The organism is Pantoea conspicua (assembly GCF_002095315.1).
Lineage (GTDB): Bacteria > Pseudomonadota > Gammaproteobacteria > Enterobacterales > Enterobacteriaceae > Pantoea > Pantoea conspicua.
The window spans coordinates 1-22,320 of record NZ_MLFN01000062.1 but is presented as its reverse complement, the minus strand read 5'-3'; the positions used below and the strand labels follow the sequence as shown (position 1 = coordinate 22,320).

General features: G+C 55.8%; 22 protein-coding genes and 1 pseudogene. 15 read left to right on the top strand and 8 right to left on the bottom strand.

From position 1 onward, the window contains the following. Positions 1 to 93 precede the first annotated feature (93 nt). The 6 genes from tssA to HA41_RS17200 all read left to right on the top strand — a co-directional run bounded on the left by tssA (position 94) and on the right by HA41_RS17200 (position 7,146). Positions 94 to 1,686 (top strand): type VI secretion system protein TssA, encoded by a 1,593-nt coding sequence (gene tssA / locus HA41_RS17225; protein WP_094121786.1) that lies wholly within the window; start codon positions 94 to 96, stop codon positions 1,684 to 1,686. Between the two features lie 262 nt (positions 1,687 to 1,948). Then, positions 1,949 to 3,703 carry a type VI secretion system baseplate subunit TssF gene (tssF, locus tag HA41_RS17220; protein WP_094121785.1) on the top strand — a complete coding sequence of 585 codons (1,755 nt, stop codon included), beginning with the start codon at positions 1,949 to 1,951 and terminating at the stop codon, positions 3,701 to 3,703. Then, complete coding sequence (gene tssG, locus HA41_RS17215; RefSeq protein ID WP_094121784.1) at positions 3,667 to 4,752, top strand: type VI secretion system baseplate subunit TssG; 1,086 nt, start codon at positions 3,667 to 3,669, stop codon at positions 4,750 to 4,752. The genes tssF and tssG overlap by 37 nt, the downstream gene beginning before the upstream one ends. Continuing rightward, complete coding sequence (gene tssJ, locus HA41_RS17210; protein ID WP_094121783.1) at positions 4,730 to 5,275, top strand: type VI secretion system lipoprotein TssJ; 546 nt, start codon at positions 4,730 to 4,732, stop codon at positions 5,273 to 5,275. The genes tssG and tssJ overlap by 23 nt, the downstream gene beginning before the upstream one ends. Further along, on the top strand, positions 5,275 to 5,733 hold the full coding sequence (gene tssE, locus HA41_RS17205; protein WP_094121782.1) for a type VI secretion system baseplate subunit TssE: 459 nt from the start codon (positions 5,275 to 5,277) through the stop codon (positions 5,731 to 5,733). Before tssJ ends, tssE begins: the two co-directional genes overlap by 1 nt. 39 nt (positions 5,734 to 5,772) lie before the next feature. After that, positions 5,773 to 7,146, top strand: a complete 1,374-nt coding sequence (locus HA41_RS17200) for a VasL domain-containing protein (RefSeq protein WP_094121781.1) — start codon at positions 5,773 to 5,775, stop codon at positions 7,144 to 7,146. Between the two features lie 323 nt (positions 7,147 to 7,469). Here HA41_RS17200 and ychF read toward each other — a convergent pair whose 3' ends face one another. Both ychF and pth read right to left on the bottom strand, forming a co-directional pair. After that, positions 7,470 to 8,561 (bottom strand): redox-regulated ATPase YchF, encoded by a 1,092-nt coding sequence (gene ychF / locus HA41_RS17195; protein ID WP_031375312.1) that lies wholly within the window; start codon positions 8,559 to 8,561, stop codon positions 7,470 to 7,472. 108 nt (positions 8,562 to 8,669) lie between these two features. Beyond that, positions 8,670 to 9,257 (bottom strand): aminoacyl-tRNA hydrolase, encoded by a 588-nt coding sequence (gene pth, locus HA41_RS17190; RefSeq protein WP_094121780.1) that lies wholly within the window; start codon positions 9,255 to 9,257, stop codon positions 8,670 to 8,672. Between the two features lie 260 nt (positions 9,258 to 9,517). Here pth and ychH point away from each other — a divergent pair, with 260 nt between their 5' ends. Further along, positions 9,518 to 9,793, top strand: coding sequence for a stress-induced protein YchH (gene ychH / locus HA41_RS17185; protein ID WP_094121779.1), 276 nt, complete (start codon positions 9,518 to 9,520; stop codon positions 9,791 to 9,793). Here the strand turns inward: ychH and HA41_RS17180 are convergent. The 4 genes from HA41_RS17180 to lolB all read right to left on the bottom strand — a co-directional run bounded on the left by HA41_RS17180 (position 9,790) and on the right by lolB (position 13,716). Continuing rightward, complete coding sequence (locus tag HA41_RS17180) at positions 9,790 to 10,941, bottom strand: GGDEF domain-containing protein (RefSeq protein ID WP_094121787.1); 1,152 nt, start codon at positions 10,939 to 10,941, stop codon at positions 9,790 to 9,792. The two genes, ychH and HA41_RS17180, sit on opposite strands and share 4 nt — an antisense overlap. 213 nt (positions 10,942 to 11,154) lie before the next feature. Beyond that, positions 11,155 to 12,102, bottom strand: coding sequence for a ribose-phosphate diphosphokinase (prs, locus tag HA41_RS17175; RefSeq protein ID WP_006118899.1), 948 nt, complete (start codon positions 12,100 to 12,102; stop codon positions 11,155 to 11,157). Between the two features lie 136 nt (positions 12,103 to 12,238). Further along, positions 12,239 to 13,096, bottom strand: coding sequence for a 4-(cytidine 5'-diphospho)-2-C-methyl-D-erythritol kinase (gene ispE, locus HA41_RS17170; RefSeq protein ID WP_094121777.1), 858 nt, complete (start codon positions 13,094 to 13,096; stop codon positions 12,239 to 12,241). Next, positions 13,093 to 13,716 (bottom strand): lipoprotein insertase outer membrane protein LolB, encoded by a 624-nt coding sequence (gene lolB, locus HA41_RS17165; RefSeq protein WP_094121776.1) that lies wholly within the window; start codon positions 13,714 to 13,716, stop codon positions 13,093 to 13,095. The genes ispE and lolB overlap by 4 nt, the downstream gene beginning before the upstream one ends. A 216-nt stretch (positions 13,717 to 13,932) precedes the next feature. Here lolB and hemA point away from each other — a divergent pair, with 216 nt between their 5' ends. Genes hemA through kdsA form a run of 6 tightly spaced genes read left to right on the top strand, consistent with a single transcriptional unit; the run spans position 13,933 to position 19,254 of the window. Then, on the top strand, positions 13,933 to 15,189 hold the full coding sequence (hemA, locus tag HA41_RS17160) for a glutamyl-tRNA reductase (protein WP_094121775.1): 1,257 nt from the start codon (positions 13,933 to 13,935) through the stop codon (positions 15,187 to 15,189). Positions 15,190 to 15,231: 42 nt separating this feature from the next. Then, on the top strand, positions 15,232 to 16,314 hold the full coding sequence (gene prfA, locus HA41_RS17155) for a peptide chain release factor 1 (protein WP_094121774.1): 1,083 nt from the start codon (positions 15,232 to 15,234) through the stop codon (positions 16,312 to 16,314). Further along, positions 16,314 to 17,147 carry a peptide chain release factor N(5)-glutamine methyltransferase gene (gene prmC, locus HA41_RS17150; protein ID WP_094121773.1) on the top strand — a complete coding sequence of 278 codons (834 nt, stop codon included), beginning with the start codon at positions 16,314 to 16,316 and terminating at the stop codon, positions 17,145 to 17,147. The genes prfA and prmC overlap by 1 nt, the downstream gene beginning before the upstream one ends. Before the next feature lie 23 nt (positions 17,148 to 17,170). Beyond that, entirely contained in the window at positions 17,171 to 17,563 is a 393-nt protein-coding gene (locus HA41_RS17145; protein ID WP_094121772.1) for a SirB2 family protein, read from the top strand. 1 nt (position 17,564) lies between these two features. Beyond that, on the top strand, positions 17,565 to 18,374 hold the full coding sequence (gene sirB1, locus HA41_RS17140; RefSeq protein WP_094121771.1) for an invasion regulator SirB1: 810 nt from the start codon (positions 17,565 to 17,567) through the stop codon (positions 18,372 to 18,374). A gap of 25 nt (positions 18,375 to 18,399) precedes the next feature. Next, a complete protein-coding gene (kdsA, locus tag HA41_RS17135) occupies positions 18,400 to 19,254 on the top strand; it encodes a 3-deoxy-8-phosphooctulonate synthase (RefSeq protein WP_094121770.1) in 855 nt (284 codons plus the stop codon). Positions 19,255 to 19,321: 67 nt separating this feature from the next. Here the strand turns inward: kdsA and chaA are convergent, their stop codons facing one another. Beyond that, a complete protein-coding gene (gene chaA, locus HA41_RS17130) occupies positions 19,322 to 20,413 on the bottom strand; it encodes a sodium-potassium/proton antiporter ChaA (protein WP_094121769.1) in 1,092 nt (363 codons plus the stop codon). A 370-nt stretch (positions 20,414 to 20,783) separates the two neighbouring features. Here chaA and chaB point away from each other — a divergent pair, with 370 nt between their 5' ends. Both chaB and HA41_RS17115 read left to right on the top strand, forming a co-directional pair. After that, positions 20,784 to 21,014 carry a putative cation transport regulator ChaB gene (gene chaB / locus HA41_RS17120; RefSeq protein WP_094121767.1) on the top strand — a complete coding sequence of 77 codons (231 nt, stop codon included), beginning with the start codon at positions 20,784 to 20,786 and terminating at the stop codon, positions 21,012 to 21,014. Between the two features lie 228 nt (positions 21,015 to 21,242). Continuing rightward, positions 21,243 to 21,920: a gamma-glutamylcyclotransferase gene (locus tag HA41_RS17115; RefSeq protein WP_094121766.1), complete on the top strand. Its 678-nt coding sequence runs from the start codon at positions 21,243 to 21,245 to the stop codon at positions 21,918 to 21,920. An 89-nt stretch (positions 21,921 to 22,009) separates the two neighbouring features. Here HA41_RS17115 and HA41_RS17110 read toward each other — a convergent pair. Then, a pseudogene (locus HA41_RS17110) lies at positions 22,010 to 22,320 on the bottom strand (serine/threonine protein kinase); the annotation flags it as partial.

Genomic DNA, 22,320 nt, shown 5'->3' with positions numbered 1-22,320 from the left:
GCCCCTGCCGGACCAGATATTCAGTCTGGATACCCCGGTCACCTCACAGGCTCCGGTTGATACAGATTATTCAGCCATGGAAGGAGTGGAATAATGGCGACATTACAAAATTTACTTCAGGCGATGGGCGCTGATGAGAAGACGTTACTGGAGAGTGCCAGGTCGCGCTGTGCTGAATGGGAACGCTGGCTGGAGCCTGTTAGCGACGATGCGCCTACCGGAGAGGACCCAGGCTACGATGACGATTTCCAGCGCATCCGTGAAGAGGTCAACAAACTTTCCGGCATTGATACCGGGCTGATATGCCAGTTGGCGGAAAAGCTGCTGACCGGCTGCTGCAAGGATCTGCGCGTTATTACTTTCTATGTCTGGGCGCGCCTGCATCAGGATGGTGAGTCCGGACTGGCACAGGGGATTGAACTGCTGGCGGCAATGCTTGAGCGGTTCGGTGCCCGGCTGCATCCGTTACGCGACCGGAGCCGCAAATCAGCTCTGGAGTGGCTGGGTAGCGGCCGCGTAATTGATAGCCTTTCCTTATATCCGGAAGTGGATTTGTCGGTGATGCAGCGCATCACAGCAGGCCTGCTACTTTCGGAGCAGGCTTTTCAATGGTTTGATGAAGATGCCCGTCCCGAACTTGGCGGACTGTATCAGGCGCTGGACAACCGGCTGGTACAGAACGGCGGTGCCAACAGTCTGGTGCCTCAGACCAGCCGTGAGGATAGCGCGACAGCCGTGTCAGTAACTTCTGCGCCAGTAATGAACGCTGTTACATCCGGGCGTGATTTGCTAGATCAGGCGAAAGTGCTGGCGAAATATCTTCGCGATCAGCCTGGAGGCTGGCTGGCCGGGCATCATCTGTTGAAAAGTGTCCGCTGGGATACGTTGACCGAACTGCCGCCGCTGGATGCGACGGGGCGTACGCGTCTGGTTCCACCTAAGCCAGACAGCAGGGCTCACCTCAAGCGACTCTACCTGCAAAAAAGTTGGTCTGAATTGCTGGAGCATACAGACACGTTGCTGGCGCAGGGCGTCAATCATCTGTGGCTGGATGTGCAGTGGTACGCCTGTCAGGCACTGGCAAAACTCGATAGCGACAAGGTGCGCGCAGATATTCTCTGCCGTGATCTCAAAGGTTTGCTGGCCCGCCTTCCTGGGCTGGAAGCACTGGCTTTCAGTGACGGTACACCCTTTGCTGACGAGGTGACGCTGAACTGGATAAACGAAAGCGTACTGGATGATATGGCTGGCTGGAAAGAGGGGACGGTATCAGTCGTTGCTGTGGGCAGCGATGATGTGCTGGCACTGGAGCCTGAAGTGTTAACAAAAGCCGATACAGAAGGATTTGAAGCCGCGCTTAACTGGCTTCAGGTTCAGTCGGGTTACACTTCTTCCCGTAACCAGTGGCTGATGCGTCTGCTGATGGCCCGGGTGAGCGAGCAGTACGGAAAAAATGAAATGGCACTGCACCTGCTGGGTGAGCTCGACGCCGCAGCCCGCGAACTCACGCTTAAGCAGTGGACGCCTGAGCTGATATTTGAAGTCAAAGCTCGCCGGCTAAAACTGCTGCGGGGCAAAGCCGCACGCAGCGAAGCTGATAAAACGCGGCTGCAGCCTGAAATGGACATGCTGTTATCCGGGCTTATCTCACTGGATCCTGCTCGGGCCGCGGTGCTGTGCGGCTGAGTACCTCTCAACGGAAAACAGAGTGCTATGGCAGAAGGTAACCCTGTGGTGGTGGGGTAACATTCTTTCTGTATTAACAGGCATTGCTTAGTGAGGGAAGCCCGCTGCAATGGTGTTCCTTCAGGCCAGCAGCCACCCGCCAGATAGCAGGCTGTTCTCTTCGAAACCAGCATTAACGATCCTTCACTTCATCTGGTGCCTTCATTGGGGCTGGATTTTTTTTCACCGCTCAACAAGCAGTAATCAACACACAGACATAATTATGGATGACTTAACCCTGCGTTATTACGACGCTGAAATGCGCTACCTGCTTGAAGCAGGCGAAGAGTTTGCCCGTGCTCATCCGGAGCAGGCTGCAATGCTCAATCTCGATAAAGCGGGTGCGCGCGACCCGTACGTGGAGCGCCTGTTTGAAGGCTTTGCCTTTTTGATGGGACGACTGCGTGAAAAGCTGGATGATGACCTGCCAGAACTGACTGAAGGGCTGGTCAGCCTGCTGTGGCCGCATTATCTGCGCACTATTCCGTCGATGTCGGTAGTGGAGTTCACGCCGGACTGGCGCGAAATGAAAGAGCCGATGCGTATCGCTAAAGCCTTCGAAGTCCTTTCCCGACCAATCGGTGAAAAAGGCACGCGCTGCCGCTACAGCAGTACGAAGGCGATCAATCTTCAGCCACTGTCACTGGAACGCGCCCGGTTGTCGACCGATCCTGATGGCCGCTCTGTTATCTCGCTGCGCTTTCATTGCAGCAAACTGGCGGACTGGAGCCGTATCGATCTCAGCCATATTCCATTCTATTTCAATGCGGATGCACCGCTGGCCTGCGCCATGCACGAAGCCTTCACCATGAATGTGTCCCGGATGTGGCTGCGGATGCCGGGTGAGCCGGACAGAAGGGGGCTGGAGGGGCGTTTCACCGCGCTCGGGTTTGACGATGACGATACCCTCTGGCCGAAGGGCAACAGCAGCTTTAGTGGCTATCAGCTGCTGCTGGAGTACTTTACCTTCCGCGAGAAATTCATGTTCACCGGGCTGCGCGGGCTGGAGAGCGTAGCATGGCCATCGGATCTTCCCTGGTTTGAAATCGACGTGGTGCTGGCGGAACGCTGGGAGCATGACTTCAGCTTTACCGAGAAGCACCTGCGTCTTAACTGCGTGCCGGTGATTAATCTGTTCCCAATGGAATCGGATCCGCTGACGCTGAACTCGCTGCAGACGGAATATATGCTGCGCCCGATGCGCGTACAGGATGGTCACACGGAAATTTACGCCGTCGACTCAGTAACGTCCTCCAGTCAGCAGACTTATGTGCCGTTCTCCAGTTTTCGTCATAAAGGCGGGATGATGCGCCACGAAGCGCCTGAGTATTACTACCACACTCGCGTTCGCCGCGGTCCGTCCGGATTACATAATACCTGGCTGATTCTTGGGGGCGAAGCCTTTGACAATCATACGGTACCGGAAGACGAAAGCCTGTCGCTGACGCTGACCGGCACTCATGGCCAGTTACCGCGCCGCGCGCTGCAAAGTACAGTTCTTGATTCGGTAATGAAAACCCCCTCAGCCAGTATCGCCGTACGCAACCTTTGCGCGCCAACGCTGCCCTGTTATCCGCCAGCACAGGACCGTTTCCACTGGCGTGTGCTAAGTCATCTCGGCAGTGGTTTTCTCCCGATGATGGATAATGCTGACGTGCTGCGCGGCACCCTGGCGCTGTATGAGTGGACCGACAGTGAGATGAACCGCCGTCGTCTGGAAGCCATCATTGATGTAAAGCACAGCGAAACCGAGCGCTTCGAACAGGGTTACCTGGTGCGCGGCGTCCAGATTGACGTGACGCTGGACAGCCACGGCTTTGCCGGGCGTGGTGACATCTGCCTGTTTGGCGAGATGCTGAGCCGCTTCTTTGCACTCTATACCGACATCTATCTGTTTAACCGTCTGATTATTACCCTGCAACCGACCGGAGAACGCCTGGAATGGGAAGAGAAGCACAACCGCCGCATTCCCGGCTGACCCCGCGGCTGGAAGACGACCTTCACCGTATTAACTTTTATCGTTTCTGTCAGCTGCTGGAGAAGCGTCATCCGGGCAGTCCGCTGCTCGGTTCTACCAGCCATCCGGCTGATGACCCGGTGCGCTTTGCGCCTTATCCGGGGATGGGTTTTCCGGTCAGTGAGCTGAAATCGGTTGAATACGACGAAGAGGATGAGAGTAAACCGCCACGCATCCGCACTACGTTTATGGGGATGTACGGCGTCGACTCACCGTTGCCGACCGCCTATCTCGATGATATTACGCAACGCCGGGAAGGGCATGAGGCGCTGCAGGGCTTCCTCGATATCTTCAGCCATCGCATCCTGACGCAGTTTTACCGTATCTGGCGTAAGTACTCTTACCCGGCGACCTTCGAGCCCGGCGGGACCGACAGCATCTCACAGTCGCTGCTGGGCCTGGTGGGCCTGGGGATTCCAGGCACCGCAGAGCATATTGCTACGCCGGTATCTCGCTTTCTGTCGCTGCCTGGGGTGCTGCAGCAGCCCGGAAAAACTCAGCAGGGGATGCAGGCGCTGGTCAGCCTGCTGGCACCTGAAACCCGGGTACAGGTCAGCCCGTACTCTCTGCGTCCGGTGGAGATTACCCGGCCGCTTGGCTTTTACGGTGATGAAGACTTTCTGCTGGATGGCAATACGCCGCTTGGCGACGAGGCGATGGATGCGAACAGCCAGCTATTGATCGCGCTGTTCACCGATGACGAGCAGGAATCGCAGGGCTGGAAGCCAGATGGCCTGCTGTATCAGGATTTTCTGGTCATGCTGCGGGTCTATCTGGGCTGGCGCTTTAAAGCAAAAATCACCCTGACCACGCAGACTCGTCTGCTGGCCGTTCCGCCGCTTGGCGAGGGGCCATTCTGGCTGGGGATGAACGGCGTACTGGGTGCCGATCAGGAGACACTGACAGACGATATCCCACAGACTTTCACCACGGAACTGGGCTGTTACACCGGCCTGCAGCCCGCAATATTACAACAAGGAAACCGACGTGTTACGTACAACTTTGACTAAGACGGCATACTGGCTGCCTGTAGTGCTGGCCCTGAGCCTGACGGGCTGTGGCCTGACGCAGAGCGTCAGCGACGGGACCAAATCGGCCTTCACCGCAGTGTTCTATAAAAAGATCAAAGTGCTGCATCTCGATTTCACCGCACGTGAAGCGCTGAATAGTGATGAACGTGAGAGCAACTCCCTGTCTCAGTCGCTTGTGGTGAGAATTTATCAGCTCAGGGATCGTAAAACCTTCGATAAGACGGTGTACCAGCAACTGCTGAAGGAAGGAGAAACGGTGCTGGCCGCAGATCTGTTGTCCACCCGTGATGTGGTGATTAAACCGGGTGGTGACGTGCAGCTTGATATGCCGATGGAAGAGGCGGCGAAATATGTGGGCGTGGCGGGATTGTTCCGCCATCCCGATCAGGTGAAAAACAGATGGAAGCTGACGATTGAGCGTGAAGCGCTTGATCCCGACAAAGCCAGGGTAATTGAGGCCGGGAATAACGCTCTGACGCTGATCGCGGTGAAGGATAAATAATGCCCCAGAACCACAAGACGCCCTCGCTGTATGAGATGCTCGCCGGAACTTTCTCCGGTGGCCTCGATTTACATCAGGTCAGTGAAGAAAACCAGGTGATCATGTCCGTGCTCGACAACATGCAGCGCATCCTGAACTGCCGTGCCGGTACGCTGGCCCATCTGCCAGACTACGGCCTGCCGGACATGACCAAAATTCTCCAGGGAATGCCGGGTACAGCGCATGAACTGATGGGAACGCTGTCGGCGGTGTTGCTCAAATATGAGCCACGACTGAAAACTATTAAGGTGGTGCTGCTCGACCAGGTCATTCCGGGAGAGTTATGTTATGCCATCGATGCTGAACTAAAAGGTATTGGGCTGGTTCGCTACGGCACGGAGTTTATGCCGGAAGGGCGGGTGCTCATCAGGCACATGAAACAGCAGCACTATCTTGAGCCTCGGGCATCAGCATCCTGACCTGAGACACCACGATTTTTCCTCCCTGAGTTTATCTTCATGACTAATTTCTCTCACCGCCGCGTAAAAACCGGCAGCGATCCGCGCAGGCTTGCTGATTACGCCGCACTGCGCAATGAACTGGCTAAACTCTCGCATCCGGCCCGTCCCGATGTGAACTGGCAGTCTGTCGAAAAACGCTGTGATGCATTGTTTGAGCAGAATGGCGTGGAGTTGCAGTCGGCGGCCTGGTATACGCTGGCGCGTACGCATCTGGCCGGACTTTCCGGCTTGAATGAAGGCTTATCGTTACTGGAAACCCTGATCACCCATCAGTGGGACGCGCTCTGGCCGCAGCCTGTGGCGGTAAGGATGGAAATTCTGTGCAGCCTCAGTCAGCGGATGCAACAGCTGCTGCGCACCTTCTCGCCCAGCGACAGCGACTACAGCGCGCTCAATCTTGCTGAGCAGCAGCTGACCCGTCTGATAAGCGCGTTACAGCGACGAGAGCTTACCCCTTTGAGCCCGCTGAATGCTTTGCTCAGCCTGATACACCACAGTGCCGTCAGGCTGGAGAAGAGTAACAGCGCCGCGGCGCCAGTCGTTGAAAATGATCCTGAGGTAGTCCTTACCAGCACCGGGATTTCAGCGGCTCCCTCACCAGAAACGACCCGGTCGGCCAATGAGGTGAAGTGGATTTATCTGGTGCCGCCGGAACCCCAGCTGGCGACGAACCCGCAGATCCCGCCGCCTGCTGCTGCAACATTATGGCAGCCGTTTGCGCTGGGAATGTTGGCCATGCTGGTGCTAGGCAGCGTCGCGCTGTGGAGCTGGAGCCTTTTTCAGCGTCCGGACCCGCTGCAGACACCACTTGCTTCATCACTGTCAGCGTTACCTTCGGTACTCTCACCGATGCAGCTGGAGACGCTTCGTCAGCAGGGCCCGCTCTCTGACGCGCTATTTACCGCGACACAGCAGCAGCTTACCCGTCTCAGCCAGTTACCGCCGGACTGGGCAACGGATTACAGCCGCCAGCTGGTGAAACAGGCTCAGCTGCTGTGGCCAGAAAAATCGCGTCAACTGACGCAACAGTGGCAGCAGCAGGTTAACGCCGCGGCTTTACCTGCCGATACGATGAATGGATGGCATCAGGGCATGACCGAATTGCAGACTCTGGCGGACAAATTAAATGCTCTGGATGAAAAGCGAGGCAGGTATTTAACGGTCAGCGAGCTTAAATCAGCGGTCTTCAGCATGATGACGCATTTTCGGCAGACGATACCCGTAGAGGAACAGTTGCGGCTCATTCGTCAGCTACCAGATGATTCACCTGCCAGGCAGCAGCAGATCGAGCAAGCCGGGCAGCATCTGCGTGCACAGGCCTATGCGCTGATGAAGGAGAAAGAAAAAGAGACCACGGCAGCATCATTCTGATCTCGCTTTCCGCTGATGAGTGGATTCAGCAATGATCGCTTCCGCTTACAACACTGCTGGCCGCGCCGGTCAGCATTGTTGATGCCATCAGTGCGATACCGCTGCGCCGCTATGATCTGAAAACAACAGATTGATCTACCGGCAGCTCCCTTAACCCTTACCAGGCTGAGTTAAAGTGCAGCAGATGGCAGCCAGCACTTCATCGCCTCCTTTCAAAGGGCGCTCCATAGCATCTGAAAACAAAAATCCACGCCATGGCGTGGATTTTATCGGATATGTTGCGCTGCATCAGGTTCAGTTAAACCCAATGAGACAACAGAAGATTAGACGTTAAACAGGAAGTTCATCACGTCGCCATCTTTGACGATGTACTCTTTCCCTTCGGAACGCATCTTGCCGGCTTCTTTCGCGCCTTGCTCGCCTTTATAAGCGATAAAGTCTTCAAAGGCGATGGTCTGCGCACGGATGAAGCCTTTCTCGAAGTCGGTATGGATTTTACCGGCTGCCTGTGGAGCCGTAGCGCCCACCGGGATGGTCCAGGCACGCACTTCTTTCACGCCCGCGGTGAAGTAGGTCTGCAGGTTCAGCAGGGAGTAACCGGCACGGATCACACGGTTCAGGCCTGGCTCTTCCAGTCCCAGTTCCGCCATGAATTCGTCACGATCTTCATCTTCCAGCTCAGCAATATCTGATTCCACCGCAGCACACACCGGCACCACCACGGAACCTTCCGCTTCGGCGATGGCACGCACCTGATCAAGATACGGGTTGTTCTCAAAACCGTCTTCATTGACGTTAGCGATGTACATGGTCGGCTTCAGCGTCAGGAAGCTCAGATAGCGAATTGCCGCTTTCTCATCAGCATCCAGATCCAGCGAACGCAGCATACCGGCTTCAGAGAGATGCGGCAGGCACTTCTCCAGCGCAGCCAGTTCGGCTTTCGCGTCTTTATCGCCGCCTTTGGCTTTCTTCTGCACGCGCTGAATCGCACGTTCGCAGGTATCGAGATCGGAGAGCGCCAGTTCGGTGTTGATGACGTCAATATCTTCAGCCGGGTTTACTTTGCCCGCAACATGAATAATGTTGTCGTTCTCAAAGCAGCGCACCACGTGACCGATCGCTTCGGTTTCACGGATGTTGGTCAGGAACTGGTTACCCAGGCCTTCACCTTTTGACGCGCCTTTTACCAGCCCAGCGATGTCGACGAATTCCATGGTCGTTGGCACCACGCGCTGCGGTTTAACAATCTCAGACAGCTGATCGAGACGCAGGTCAGGCATCGGCACCACGCCAGTGTTGGGCTCAATGGTGCAGAAGGGGAAGTTAGCCGCTTCGATACCCGCTTTAGTCAGCGCGTTAAACAGCGTGGATTTACCGACGTTCGGCAGGCCGACGATACCGCATTTGAATCCCATGGTTTGATACCCTTTATAACTGGATGGACAGCCCGCCCGGCGGCGCACTGTCAGAGACGAAATGAAAATTTTCGCGCATTATACACAGAATCACGACGATTCGGGCGATTAAGCAGGCTTGAAAGCGTGCAGCCGGTTCATCGCCTTGATGCGATCCTCTTTCAGCCACAGTTCAGTGCAGCGCGCCGCTTCATCAATGGCGTCATCAATCAGCTTCTGCTCGCTGACGGGCGGTTTGCCCAGCACAAATCCGGTCACCTTATTGCGATCGCCAGGGTGACCGATGCCGATGCGCAGACGGTGAAAATTGTTGTTGTTGCCCAGCTTACTGATGATGTCCTTCAGCCCATTGTGGCCGCCATGTCCGCCGCCTTGCTTAAACTTCGCTACGCCCGGCGGCAGGTCGAGTTCATCGTGCGCCACCAGAATCTCTTCCGGCGCAATGCGATAGAAAGTCGCCATTGCGGCCACCGCTTTGCCGCTCAGGTTCATAAAGGTGGTCGGCACCAGCAAGCGCACATCTTCTCCGGCGATCGCCAGACGGGCGGTATAGCCGAAGAATTTACCTTCCTCTTTCAGTGACTGATTGTGGCGCTCAGCCAGTAAATCCAGATACCAGGCACCGGCATTATGGCGCGTGGCGGCATATTCAGCGCCGGGATTGGCAAGACCCACAATCAGTTTAATGCTGCTCACAATGAATATCCTGCTGTTATTGCCAAAGGGCGTTAGTTTACTTCGCCGCAGGCGAGATGACAAAGCGCATACCGTTAAAGTAATTCAGTACGGTGATTAATTATTTTTCATCTGAATCAATAAGCTGCAATCAGATCCAGCCAGAAGTTTATGGCGGTTGTGTGATCCGTCCCGCAACGTTGCCGTCAGCCATTGCCTAAACTTATGGCAACTTAACATTGTGTGCGGTTTTAATCGGCTCATAAGGATGGAGGTGCAACATGAAACATCAACATTGTCGCGTCGCGGGTAATGGCTTGATGATACTGGGATTACTCACAATGATACTGGGCGTTGGCTATTCGATCATCAACCAGTTACCGTCGCTCCATCTGCCGCAGTTCCTGGCGCACGGTGCGATGTTCAGTATTTTTATCGGCGCACTGTTGTGGCTGGTGGGCGCGCGCGTCAGCGGACGCGAAAAAGTGGAAGATCGTTATTACTGGCTGCGTCATTACGATAAACGTTGCCGCCGGTCTCATCACACTCACCATTAACTGATGGCTGCCGATATCGGCTGCTGTTCAGTGCGATTTCTGCCGCTGGCTTTGGCGCGATAAAGCGCCTCATCGGCCAGCGCCAGTAAATCTTCGAAGCGATGCTGACGGTGGGTAGCCGTGGCAAATCCAATGCTGACCGTATAGCCTACGGCGCTGGGTTGGGACTGACTGGCCGCCAGACGAATCGCTTCACACCACGCCTGTGCATCCTCTTCGCCTGCCGGAATAATCGCCGCAAACTCCTCGCCGCCCAGTCGGGCAAAACGTCCTTCAACCGGTATCAGTCCGGTCACTAACCGGCAAAAGTCGATCAGAATCTGATCGCCCTGATGGTGCCCATAACGGTCATTGACGCTTTTAAAATGATCGAGGTCGAACAGCACCGCAGTAAACGTCTTGTTCTGCTGATGGCAGCGCGCCACGATTTTATCCGCCTCAAGAAACAGCGCCCGCCGGTTCCAGACGCTGGTCAGTGGATCGTGCAGTGAGGCGTGTTTATAGGCGATCTGGGTACGCTCATTGACCATCGCCAGAATAGTGAAGGTGAGGCCGATGACAAACAGAATCGACTCCAGAATCACATAAACCGAAAAGTCTGACCCGCCAATTGCACCGTGCAGGCGGGTCGGTATCGCGTTGTCCAGCAGCATCCGCGCCAGATGAAACAGCAGATGGATCCACAATAGCAACTGCGCGGGCCAGAAAGTGACTTTTAGCGAGTCACGTGCCAGCCACAATAAATGGATAAGCGCCGCTGTGTAGGCAACACAGGCGATGCAAAGCACCAGTACGCGCTTGGGTAAGTTGTGGTAAAACGTAGGGAAACAGCAGAGTATCGCCCAGAGCAAGGCGCCCAGCAGCCAGCCAGTGCCGATCTTTTTACCGCAGAATAATCGAAAAGCATTGAGTAAGCCGCCGTAGGCCAGCAGCATCAGCACATTGCCGGCGGCAACCGGCAGAAACTGCATTCCGCTGCTGCGTAAACTGCTAAAAAACACCGCCACCAGGGTAAAAATAAGCGACAGGCAGGTAAAACCCAGCACGCGATCGTATTGCGATCCCATCCAGGCAAAAACCATGATGATGCTTAAAAACCCCAACACGTAGAGCTCACAAATAAATAGCGTATAGATATCCAGAGTCATGGTGGTGGTGTCGTTATGAAAAGTGCGCAGCAAATTATCACTTAACCGTCTGGGGCAGAAGTGAGGAATGCGGCGTTTTACTAAAAGAGTGGGTGGCGTTGAAAATAACCGCTTTCGGGGGAATTTATCGCGGGAATAGCTGAAAAGGCAGCAAGTTAATCGGGCTGTCGGCCGGGAGAAAAAAACCGGGCATAAAGCCCGGTTTCGCGAAGATTAATGCTCGAACATCGCCGAGATTGACTCTTCGTTACTGATGCGGCGAATTGCTTCCGCCAGCATGCCAGACAAGGTCAGGGTGCGCACATTCGGCAGTGACTTCATCTCTTCAGACAGCGGAATGGTATCGCAGACAATCACCTGATCAATCACCGATTTACGCAGGTTTTCAACCGCGTTACCCGAGAAGATCGGGTGCGTTGCGTAAGCAAATACGCGCTTCGCACCGCGCTCTTTCAACGCTTCAGCCGCTTTGCACAGCGTGCCGCCGGTGTCGATCATGTCGTCGACCAGCACGCAGTCGCGGCCAGCAACATCACCAATAATGTGCATCACCTGAGAAACGTTCGCGCGCGGGCGGCGTTTATCGATGATCGCCATATCGGTGTCGTTCAGCAGTTTAGCGATAGCACGGGCACGTACTACGCCACCAATATCGGGAGAAACAACAATCGGGTTTTCCAGACCGATCTGCAGCATGTCTTCCAGCAGAATCGGGCTGCCAAATACGTTATCAACCGGGACGTCGAAGAAGCCCTGGATCTGCTCGGCGTGCAGGTCAACCGTCAGAACACGGTCAACACCGACGCTGGAAAGGAAGTCTGCCACTACTTTAGCGGTGATCGGTACACGCGCGGAACGCACGCGGCGATCCTGACGGGCATAACCAAAGTAGGGGATGACTGCGGTAATACGACCAGCAGAAGCACGACGCAGCGCGTCGACCATCACAACCAGTTCCATCAGATTATCGTTGGTGGGAGCACAGGTGGACTGGATGATGAAAATATCACCACCGCGTACATTTTCGTTAATCTGTACGCTCACTTCACCGTCACTGAAACGCCCAACAGCGGCGTCTCCCAGACTGGTGTAAAGGCGGTTGGCAATACGTTGTGCTAGTTCCGGGGTGGCGTTACCAGCAAATAGCTTCATATCAGGCACGAGAAGAACCTCAGGCTTTGCGTCCAGAGAATGAACGGCATGACAGTAACCGGCGAATACGGTCATGAGCGTTCACACGGGTGTGTTGATGCGAAACGTGCAGTGTCTGGAACGGGGTGACACTGTCACGCAATCGCTAATCGCCTCGCAGGGCACGCTGTAACGGCGAAACGTTTACGCCTCGGGCTACAAATCCGCGCACCCCATTCGGGGCAAGTTCCAGCACCTGACGAGCAGCAGACTCGGTGTCAAATTCAGCAAACACACAAGCGCCAGTGCCAGTCAGGCGCGACGGCGCGTATTCTAGCAGCCAGGAAACAAGCTCATCAACCTCGCGAAAACGTTTTCTTACCACTGCTTCACAATCATTAGCGAAGGGTGAGGATAAAAGCGTCGCTAAACTGCGCACGGGCGTATCTCGCGTCAGCGCGGGGTCGTTGAAGACTGCCGGGGTGCTGATACTCACGCCGGGATGGGCGACAAGATACCACTTTTCTTCCGGCTCTGCGGGCTGAAGTTGTTCTCCCACACCCTGAGCAAAGGCAGCGAAGCCTTTTACGAACACCGGAACGTCGGCACCGAGCTGGACGCCAATGGCCGCCAGCTCATCCGGCGTCAGGCCGGTTTGCCACAGATGATTGAGCGCCACCAGCACAGTCGCCGCGTTGGATGATCCGCCTCCGAGACCGCCACCCATCGGCAAACGCTTCTCAATGGCAATTTGTGCGCCCGCCTGCGGCGGAAGGGTCTGCTTCGCCTGTGCCGCCTGTTTTAACCGTTCGGCGGCCCGAACGATCAGGTTATCCGCCTCGGCCACGCCTGCTACCGGCGTCAGCAGCTGGATGCTATCGCTCTGATCGACCGAAATCTGCAACGTATCGCCATAATCAAGAAACTGAAACAGCGTCTGCAGGTTGTGATAGCCGTCGGGACGACGGCCGGTGATGTAGAGAAAAAGGTTCAGTTTTGCCGGGGACGGCCAGTGGGTAATCATTGAACGGTCCAGCTGTCCATACGCAGTTTAATCCGCTGATCGCCTTCTTTCAGCTCCAGACTGGCGGGCAGCGGCGGCGTCACTTTACTGTCGTAACCGGCAATCGATACCTGCCAGCTCTGGCCGTCACGGCTGTAGTTGAGGCTGCGCAGCTGGTAGTTCTCATTAAGCTGATAGTCGGTGGCTTCGCCTGGCAGACCCATCATCCACTGACGCAGATTCGCCAGCGGAATGTTCATGCCGGTCAGCTGTGAAATCATCTTCTGCGCATCGTTGCTGACATAACGTTTGCCTTTGTTGTCAACGATCTGCACCACTGTGCCCTGGGCATCCAGCTGCAGCTCGGTGCTGCCGAGCGGATTGGTCAGTAACAGGCGATAACGATCGGGCGCGGTTTGCTGCCAGTTAAAGCGTGCGTAGACTTTTTGCTTGTCAGAAAGGTAAGCAAAGGCGCCGCGCGTCTGATAGTGCGTGACTTTCGACACCGCCTGCTGATGCTGTTGCCACTGTGGCGCAGTTACGCTGGGGCCCGGACCTTGCGGTTTGTTCACGCTACAGGCAGCCAGCAATACGCTGGCAAGGGGCAAAATGCGCAACAAAGTGCGTGGTGAATAAAGCATCAAGTGGTCATCTCCTCAGACACGTTTATAATTCGTAACGGATAACGCTAACCATCCGTATTTAAGCCGTCAATGCTGTTATGCAGCAAATTGAGCACGATCAGGTTAATCTTATTACAGTCATAGGCTTTGTATGGCTTTTCTTGATCTGTCGCATCTTGTAGAATGCGCCTCACAAAACCCTGACATTATTGGGACATCCCAACCGAAACCACCATGACGCTGCTCGCTCTCGGAATCAATCACAAAACTGCCCCCATTGCTCTGCGCGAACGTGTCTCGTTCGGGCCGGAGACGCTTGAGCAGGCGCTGAACAGCCTGTTATCACAGCCAATGGTGCAGAGCGGCGTGGTACTGTCGACCTGTAACCGGACCGAACTCTACCTCAGTGTAGAGCAGCAGGCCGATTTGCAGGCGCGTCTGGTGCGCTGGTTGTGCGACTATCATCAGCTCGATGAAGAAGACGTGCGCAACAGTCTTTACTGGCATCAGGATAACGAGGCGGTCAGCCACCTGATGCGGGTTGCCAGCGGGCTCGATTCGCTGGTGCTGGGTGAACCGCAGATTCTCGGTCAGGTGAAGAAAGCCTTTGCCGACTCCTCGCGCGGCCAGTCGCTGAGCAGCGAACTGGAGCGTATGTTCCAGAAAACCTTCTCTGTCGCTAAGCGGGTGCGGACCGAAACCGATATCGGCGCCAATGCCGTCTCGGTGGCGTTTGCCGCCTGTACCCTGGCGCGTCAGATCTTTGAATCACTTTCGTCTGTCAATGTGCTGCTGGTTGGTGCCGGTGAAACCATTGAGCTGGTGGCGCGTCATCTGCGCGAGCATCAGGTCAAAAAACTCATCATCGCTAACCGGACTCGCGAGCGCGCTGAAGCGCTGGCTACCGAAGTCGGGGCCGATGTCATCAGCCTGGCGGAGATTGATGCCCGCCTGGCCGAAGCTGACATTATCATCTCCTCCACCGCCAGCCCGCTGCCGATTATTGGCAAAGGCATGATGGAGCGCGCGCTGAAAGCACGTCGTAACAAGCCGATGCTGCTGGTGGATATCGCCGTTCCGCGCGATGTCGAGCCGGAAGTGGGCAAGCTGCCGAATGCTTATCTCTACAGCGTCGATGATCTGCAGGCGATTATCGAGCAGAACCTGGCGCAGCGCAAAGCGGCGGCACTGCAGGCCGAGAGCATCGTGGTGCAGGAGAGTGGTGAATTCATGGCGTGGCTACGTTCTCAGGGCGCGGTCAACACCATTCGTGAATACCGCTCTCAGGCGGACGAGATCCGCGCTGAGCTGGAAGGCCGCGCGCTGCAGGCACTGCAACAGGGTGCCGATCCGCAGAAGGTGATGCAGGAACTGGCGCACAAGCTGACCAACCGTTTAATTCACGCTCCAACCAAATCACTTCAGCAGGCCGCCCGCGACGGCGATAATGAACGCCTGCAGATTTTACGCGACAGCCTGGGTCTCGAGTAGGCACCAGGCTGTTGCCACCTGTTACGGGAATCCCACATTTAAATGAAGACCTCTATTGTTGCCAAACTGGAAGCCCTGCAGGAGCGCCACGAAGAAGTGGAAGCAATGCTGGGTGATGCCGGCGTGATCGCCGACCAGGAACGCTTCCGTGCGTTGTCGCGCGAATATGCCCAGCTGACCGATGTCACCCGCTGCTTCCGTGACTGGCAGCAGGTGCAGGAAGATATTGAGACGGCGCAGCAGATGCTCGATGACCCTGAGATGCGCGACATGGCGCAGGAAGAGCTGCAGGCGGCGCGTGAGCAGAGCGACGCGCTGGAGCAGCAGTTACAGGTGTTGCTGTTACCGAAAGATCCCGATGATGAGCGTGCCTGCTTCATTGAAGTGCGCGCCGGTACCGGCGGTGATGAGGCAGCCATTTTTGCCGGTGATCTGTTCCGCATGTACAGCCGCTATGCCGAAGCGCGTCGCTGGCGGGTTGAGCTCGTCAGCGCCAACGAAGGCGAACATGGCGGTTATAAAGAGGTAATCGCCAGAGTCACTGGCGAGGGTGCCTATGGTCGCCTGAAGTTTGAATCGGGCGGACACCGGGTGCAGCGTGTGCCCGAAACCGAATCACAGGGCCGAATCCATACCTCCGCCTGTACCGTGGCGGTGATGCCGGAAATTCCTGAAGCGGAACTGCCGGAAATCAACGCCGGTGATCTGAAGATCGATACCTTCCGCTCATCGGGTGCCGGTGGTCAGCACGTTAACACCACCGATTCCGCTATCCGTATTACTCACCTGCCTACCGGCATTGTGGTGGAGTGTCAGGACGAACGTTCGCAGCATAAAAACAAAGCCAAAGCGCTGGCGGTGCTGGGCGCGCGTATCCACGCCGCCGAAATGGCCCGTCGTCACGCCGCCGAAGCCAGCACCCGTCGCAACCTGCTGGGTAGCGGTGACCGCTCCGACCGTATCCGTACCTACAACTTCCCGCAGGGTCGCGTCACCGATCATCGTATCAACCTGACGCTTTACCGTCTGGATGAGACCATGGAAGGGAAAATCGACAGCCTGATTGAGCCGATAGTGCAGGAATATCAGGCGGATCAGCTGGCGGCGCTGGCTGGACAGGATTGATGGAGATTCGCCACTGGCTGAAACAGGCCGTTGCGACCCTGAATGGCGGCGAGAGTCCGAAGCGCGACGCCGAAATCCTGTTGAGTTTCGTGACCGGCAAATCGCGTAGCTGGTTAATCGCGTTTGATGACACCGTGCTGAGCGATGAGCAGCTTAGCCAGCTTGATGGCTTGCTGAGCCGTCGCGCCCGGGGTGAACCAGTGGCGCATCTGGTCGGCGAACGTGAATTCTGGTCGCTGCCGCTGCGCGTCACGGACGCCACGCTGATTCCGCGACCGGACACCGAACTGCTGGTTGAGCAGGCGCTGGCACATCTGCCCGCGTCTCCCGCCACCCTGCTTGATCTGGGTACCGGCACCGGCGCGATTGCGCTGGCGCTGGCCAGCGAACGGCCTGACTGTCAGGTGATCGGTGTGGATCGTATCGCTGAAGCGGTAGAGCTGGCGCGCAGTAATGCGCAGCGTCTTAACCTTACCCACGCCCGCTTCGTACTCAGCCACTGGTTTCAGCAGCTCGCCCCGCAGCGATTTGACCTTATCGTCAGCAACCCTCCTTATATTGACGCCAGCGATCATCACCTGGAACAGGGCGACGTGCGGTTTGAGCCGCGCAGCGCGCTGGTGGCGGCTGATGCCGGTCTGGCTGATTTGCGCACGCTGATTGAGCAGTCGCCTGACTGGCTGCAACCCGGCGGCTGGCTGCTGCTGGAGCACGGCTGGCAGCAGGGCGATGCGGTGCGTGAACAGATGCGCCAGCAAGGCTATCGCGCGGTAGAAACGATCAATGATTACGGTGGCAATCCTCGTGTCACCCTGGGACAATTTTCAACCTGAAAACGGACTGACAAGGACGCACCATGTACGCCTGGTACCCTCTGATCAAAAATGTTCACCTGTTAACGGTGGCGATCACGATTTTTATTTTTGTGCTGCGTTTTTACTGGCTGCGCAGCGGGTCAGCGATGCTGTCGCGGCGCTGGGTGCGCATTCTGCCTCACGCTAACGACACCCTGTTACTGTTGACCGGCGTCTCACTGGTGATGATTACCCACTTCTATCCCTTCACTCCGCAAGGAAGCTGGCTGACGGAGAAGCTATTAGGGGTTATTATCTACATCGCCTTAGGATTTGTGGCATTGAGCCGCCGACCACGCACTGACCGCACCCGCTGGATTGCGTTTCTGGTGGCGTTAATCGCACTGGTGCTGGTCATTAAGCTGGCGCTGAGCAAAATGCCGTTGTGGGGATAGCATGACCTCTACCGAACAATTAGATTTTAGCCAGACACCGTTATGTGAAGCGGTGATTGGCGCTACGCTTGCCATCCGCGCCGATTTTCCGGCCGTGTCGGTGGAAGCACAACTTGCGGCCCTGGTGGCCGAAGCGCGTGACTATGTCAGCCACGCCGAAGATGCGGATCTGCAACTCGAAAAATTGCTGGAGCTGTTCTATCGCCAGTGGGGATTTGGCGGCGCCAGCGGCGTATATAACCTCTCTGATGCGCTCTGGATCGACAACGTACTGAAAACCCGGCAGGGCACCGCCGTCTCGCTGGGCGTTATCCTGCTGCATATTGCGGCTGAGCTGGAGTTGCCGCTGATGCCGGTGATCTTCCCGACTCAGTTGATCCTGCGTGCCGACTGGATTGATGGCGAAAAATGGCTGATCAATCCCTTCAATGGCGAAACCCTGGATACGCATACGCTGGAAGTGTGGCTCAAGGGCAACATCAGTCCGACTGCGCGGCTATATGATGACGATCTCGATGAAGCCAAAACTGTCACCGTGATGCGTAAAATGCTCGACACGCTGAAAGCGGCCCTGATGGAAGAGAAGCAGATGGAACTGGCGCTGAACGTCAGCCAGGTGCTGTTGCGTATCGATCCGGACGATCCCTACGAAATCCGCGATCGCGGTTTGATCTATGCGCAGCTGGAATGCGAACATATTGCACTGAATGATTTAACGTACTTCGTTGAGCAGTGTCCTGAGGACCCGGTCAGCGAAATGATCAAAGTTCAGATTCACGCAATCGAACAAAAACAGGTCACGCTGCACTAAGCGTACCCACTGAAAAGGAAAGGGCATGACACAGAAAGTCGTGAGTATTGGTGACATCAAGGTAGCAAACGATCTGCCGTTTGTGCTGTTCGGCGGGATGAACGTGCTGGAGTCGCGCGACCTGGCGATGCGCATCTGCGAACACTATGTAAAAGTGACCGACAAACTCGGCATTCCTTATGTGTTCAAAGCGTCGTTTGATAAAGCTAACCGTTCATCTATTCACTCCTATCGCGGTCCGGGCCTGGAAGAAGGCATGAAGATTTTCCAGGAGCTGAAGCAGGCTTTCGGCGTGAAAATCATCACTGACGTACACGAAGCATCACAGGCGCAGCCGGTGGCGGATGTGGTTGATGTTATCCAGCTGCCTGCTTTCCTGGCACGTCAGACTGATCTGGTGGAAGCGATGGCGAAAACCGGCGCGGTGATCAACGTCAAGAAGCCGCAGTTCGTCAGCCCTGGCCAGATGGGCAACATCGTGGATAAGTTTGCCGAAGGTGGCAACGAGCAGGTGATCCTGTGCGACCGCGGCAGCAACTTTGGTTATGACAACCTGGTGGTCGACATGCTCGGCTTCAACGTGATGAAGAAAGTGACCAAAAACAGTCCGGTCATTTTCGACGTCACTCATGCGCTGCAGACCCGCGACCCGTTTGGCGCCGCGTCTGGCGGACGTCGTGCGCAGGTCGGTGAGCTGGCGCGTGCCGGCATGGCAGTGGGCATTGCGGGCCTGTTCATTGAGTCGCATCCGGACCCGGATCACGCCCTGTGTGATGGTCCTTCTGCGCTGCCGCTGGATAAGCTGGAGCCGTTCCTGGTGCAGATGAAGGCGATTGACGATCTGGTTAAAAGCTTCCCTGATCTGGATACCAGCAGGTAACCCTGCTGGCGTAACGCATAAAAAAGAGCGATTCCTCGCTCTTTTTTTTCGTCTGCGAAAAGGGGGGTTACAGCATGATGGTGACCAGATAACCGGCAAACAACGCCAGATGCGCCGCCCCATTCAGCACGTTGGTACGGCCGGTGGAGAAGGAGAGCTGACACAGGATCAGCGATGCCATCATAATCACCATCTGCGGCGGCTCAAGGCCAAAGATCAACTCCTGGCCGGTCAGAGTGGCAATGATAGTCACCGCCGGGACGGTTAACGAGATGGTGGCCAGCACCGAACCAAAGAACAGGTTCATGGCGCGCTGCACCTGGTTCATCAGTACCGCTTTGATCGCCCCCAATCCCTCAGGGGAGAGGATCAGCAGCGCTACCAGGAAACCGGTGAACTGTGCTGGCGCATTCATTTCAGTCAGCAAACTTTCCAGCGTATTGGCATTCATTTTGGTGACGGCAATCACCGCAATCAGATGCGCAATCAGCCAGATGGTATGCCAGATGCTGCTGTGGGCCGAGGGTTTGCCGTGATGCGGATCGCCATCGTCACTTTCATCTTCATGTTCATAGATAAACAGGCTCTGATGCGTCCGGGTCTGGATCAGCAGAAAAACGCCATACATCGCCGCTGAAATCGCTGCGATTAACAGTGCCTGCGCGGTGGAAAAATTGCCGCCGGGCAGGGCGTTGGGAAAGACCAGCACCAGAATCGCCAGCGGGAAGATAGCGATCAGATATTGTTTCACCCCCGCCAGATTAACGTACTGGGTTGCGAACTTATTGCCGCCAAGCAGCAGGGCAAAACCGACCAGTCCGCCGGTCACTATCATCACAATGGAGTAGAGCGTGTCACGCATCAGGCCAGGCGCGGCATCGCCAGTCGCCATCAGCGCCGAAATCAGACTCACCTCAAGGATCACCACCGATAAACTCAGAATCAGCGATCCGTAAGGCTCACCCAGCCGGTGTGCCAGCACGTCTGCGTGCCGCACTACGCTGAACGCGCTGCTAAGAATGGCAATCAGGGCCAGAATGTTGATAGCGACGACAATCGGGAACGAGGTTTGGGCGCCAAAAAAATAGAGTACACCCAGCGTAACGATGGGAAATATCAGCGAGAATTCCTTGTGACGTGTTTTTTCATGTGAAGGCATTCACCATCCTCTCTGGTTAATGATCATAAGGGCAGCGGCGGCTGCTGTTAAAATATAATCAGTTTTAGGGCAGGGCGCAGTTTATCTTTTCAGCCGCCTGAATGGGAAAAATTTACTGCTTTTTACTTATTTTCAATAAATGCCCGTAATGCTATTAACATGATGTTATCATCAATATTTCATTATTAATCAGTAAATAATAAAAATAAAATAACCACCATATGACCATCATGTTCGGATAAAACCTCTCGGATAAATGTATTTATGGGTTCGATGGTCGATTTTTTATCTGAGTCGCGCATAAAGCGATATTTGAAAATTTCCTCTGCTGAACCAAACTTAATGTAACCCTGTAAAGCGAGGAGCAAACATGCCTTACGATAACCGAAACGATTTACCCGACAACGTCAGACACGTACTGCCGGCACACGCGCAGGATATCTATCAACAGGCATTTAACAGCGCCTGGTCGCAGTATAAAGATGCCGACGATCGTCGCGGCGATGAATCCCGCGAAGAGGTGGCGCATAAAGTGGCCTGGTCGGCGGTAAAGAAAGAATATGAAAAAGGGGATGATGATAAATGGCATCCTAAGCGTTAACGCCGACGCGTAGACTGATTTCAGCAAAGGGCCAGAAATATCTGGCCCTTTTTTTTCTCTTCGCTATAAGGTTTATCTGGTTTTTTTTATCCTGCGACCCGCCTCACGCTTGAAACCCGCCCGATAAATAGATTAATGTCAATTTTATGAACGAAACGCGAAGCCGTTTTGGTGATCATTACAGAGGAGCCATCGGGACAGGACGCCGTGATAGTCGAGGAGGTCGCATTGCTTACCCGGGAATTTCTTTTAAAAGCGGATTGTAAAACGTCGTTCGGTGATATCGAAGAGACGCTGCTCTGGAGTTGCGAGCAGCGTGCAGCGTCGCTGGCGGCTACGCTGGCCTGCCGTCCCGATCACAGCCCGGTATGGATCTTTGGTTACGGCTCTCTGATGTGGAACCCGATCTTTGAAGCGGATGAGATAGCTGCTGGCTGGCTGGAAGGCTGGCACCGCGCATTCTGCTTGCGGCTGATTGCCGGTCGCGGCACCGCCACGCACCCTGGCCGGATGCTGGCGCTGAAACAGGGCGGACGCACCAGCGGTCTGGCGTTTCGCCTGCCAGAGGCGCGGCTGCACGAGGAGCTGGCGCTGCTGTGGAAGCGCGAAATGATTACCGGCTGCTATCTGCCCACCTGGTGCGAACTGCAGCTGGATGATGGTCGCAGCGTGACGGCACTGACCTTTATTATGGACCCGCGTCACCCGCTGTATGAGTCGGACTCCTGCCCGGAGGCGATCGCCCCGCTGATTGCCGCTGCCAGCGGCCCGCTCGGCTCCAATGCCCAGTATCTGTTTTCGCTGGAAGAAGAGCTGACCCGACGCGGAATGGAAGAGGAGAATCTGAGCCGGCTGGCCCATCAGGTACGGTCCTTACAGCAAAGTCATTGCCTGAAGCAGGCCTGATGTCACAACCGTAACCCGCGTTCCCTGCCACCATCAGGCGGCAGGGAACGCGGTGAGCAGGGCATTGAATCCCTGTCCTGCCTCGCCAGTCAGTCAGCCGGATTAATCAGCCAGGTGCCTGGCTTATCAATGGTCAGCGATTGAGTATGGGTCACGCTGCCGTTATGCACATCAATGCGATACTGTCCGGCCGCCAGATTCAGCGCGGCAAAGCCGCTGCTGCCCGGCTTAACTTCTACCTGCTGTCCGTTGAGCACCACGTTTTCACCGCTTTCCAGTTTGAGATAAACCGTCGCCATCACCGCTGGCGCACCCGCAGCTGGCGTTGCGGTGGCGGGTGCGGGGGTGGCGGCAACCGGTGCGTGGCTGACCGGTTCCGGTGCTGCACCGTGACGATTCG

Excerpts from the sequence above, each read along its gene's own strand:
- sirB1 (WP_094121771.1), top strand. The coding sequence starts at position 17,565 with ATGACCTCTACCGAACAATTAGATTTTAGCCAGACACCGTTATGTGAA.
- tssA (WP_094121786.1), top strand. The coding sequence starts at position 94 with ATGGCGACATTACAAAATTTACTTCAGGCGATGGGCGCTGATGAGAAG.
- prfA (WP_094121774.1), top strand. The coding sequence starts at position 15,232 with ATGAAGACCTCTATTGTTGCCAAACTGGAAGCCCTGCAGGAGCGCCAC.
- HA41_RS17200 (WP_094121781.1), top strand. The coding sequence starts at position 5,773 with ATGACTAATTTCTCTCACCGCCGCGTAAAAACCGGCAGCGATCCGCGC.
- HA41_RS17145 (WP_094121772.1), top strand. The coding sequence starts at position 17,171 with ATGTACGCCTGGTACCCTCTGATCAAAAATGTTCACCTGTTAACGGTG.
- kdsA (WP_094121770.1), top strand. The coding sequence starts at position 18,400 with ATGACACAGAAAGTCGTGAGTATTGGTGACATCAAGGTAGCAAACGAT.
- tssG (WP_094121784.1), top strand. The coding sequence starts at position 3,667 with ATGGGAAGAGAAGCACAACCGCCGCATTCCCGGCTGACCCCGCGGCTG.
- ychH (WP_094121779.1), top strand. The coding sequence starts at position 9,518 with ATGAAACATCAACATTGTCGCGTCGCGGGTAATGGCTTGATGATACTG.
- hemA (WP_094121775.1), top strand. The coding sequence starts at position 13,933 with ATGACGCTGCTCGCTCTCGGAATCAATCACAAAACTGCCCCCATTGCT.
- chaB (WP_094121767.1), top strand. The coding sequence starts at position 20,784 with ATGCCTTACGATAACCGAAACGATTTACCCGACAACGTCAGACACGTA.
- HA41_RS17180 (WP_094121787.1), bottom strand. The coding sequence starts at position 10,941 with ATGACTCTGGATATCTATACGCTATTTATTTGTGAGCTCTACGTGTTG.
- lolB (WP_094121776.1), bottom strand. The coding sequence starts at position 13,716 with ATGCTTTATTCACCACGCACTTTGTTGCGCATTTTGCCCCTTGCCAGC.
- chaA (WP_094121769.1), bottom strand. The coding sequence starts at position 20,413 with ATGCCTTCACATGAAAAAACACGTCACAAGGAATTCTCGCTGATATTT.
- ychF (WP_031375312.1), bottom strand. The coding sequence starts at position 8,561 with ATGGGATTCAAATGCGGTATCGTCGGCCTGCCGAACGTCGGTAAATCC.
- prmC (WP_094121773.1), top strand. The coding sequence starts at position 16,314 with ATGGAGATTCGCCACTGGCTGAAACAGGCCGTTGCGACCCTGAATGGC.
- tssE (WP_094121782.1), top strand. The coding sequence starts at position 5,275 with ATGCCCCAGAACCACAAGACGCCCTCGCTGTATGAGATGCTCGCCGGA.
- tssF (WP_094121785.1), top strand. The coding sequence starts at position 1,949 with ATGGATGACTTAACCCTGCGTTATTACGACGCTGAAATGCGCTACCTG.
- ispE (WP_094121777.1), bottom strand. The coding sequence starts at position 13,096 with ATGATTACCCACTGGCCGTCCCCGGCAAAACTGAACCTTTTTCTCTAC.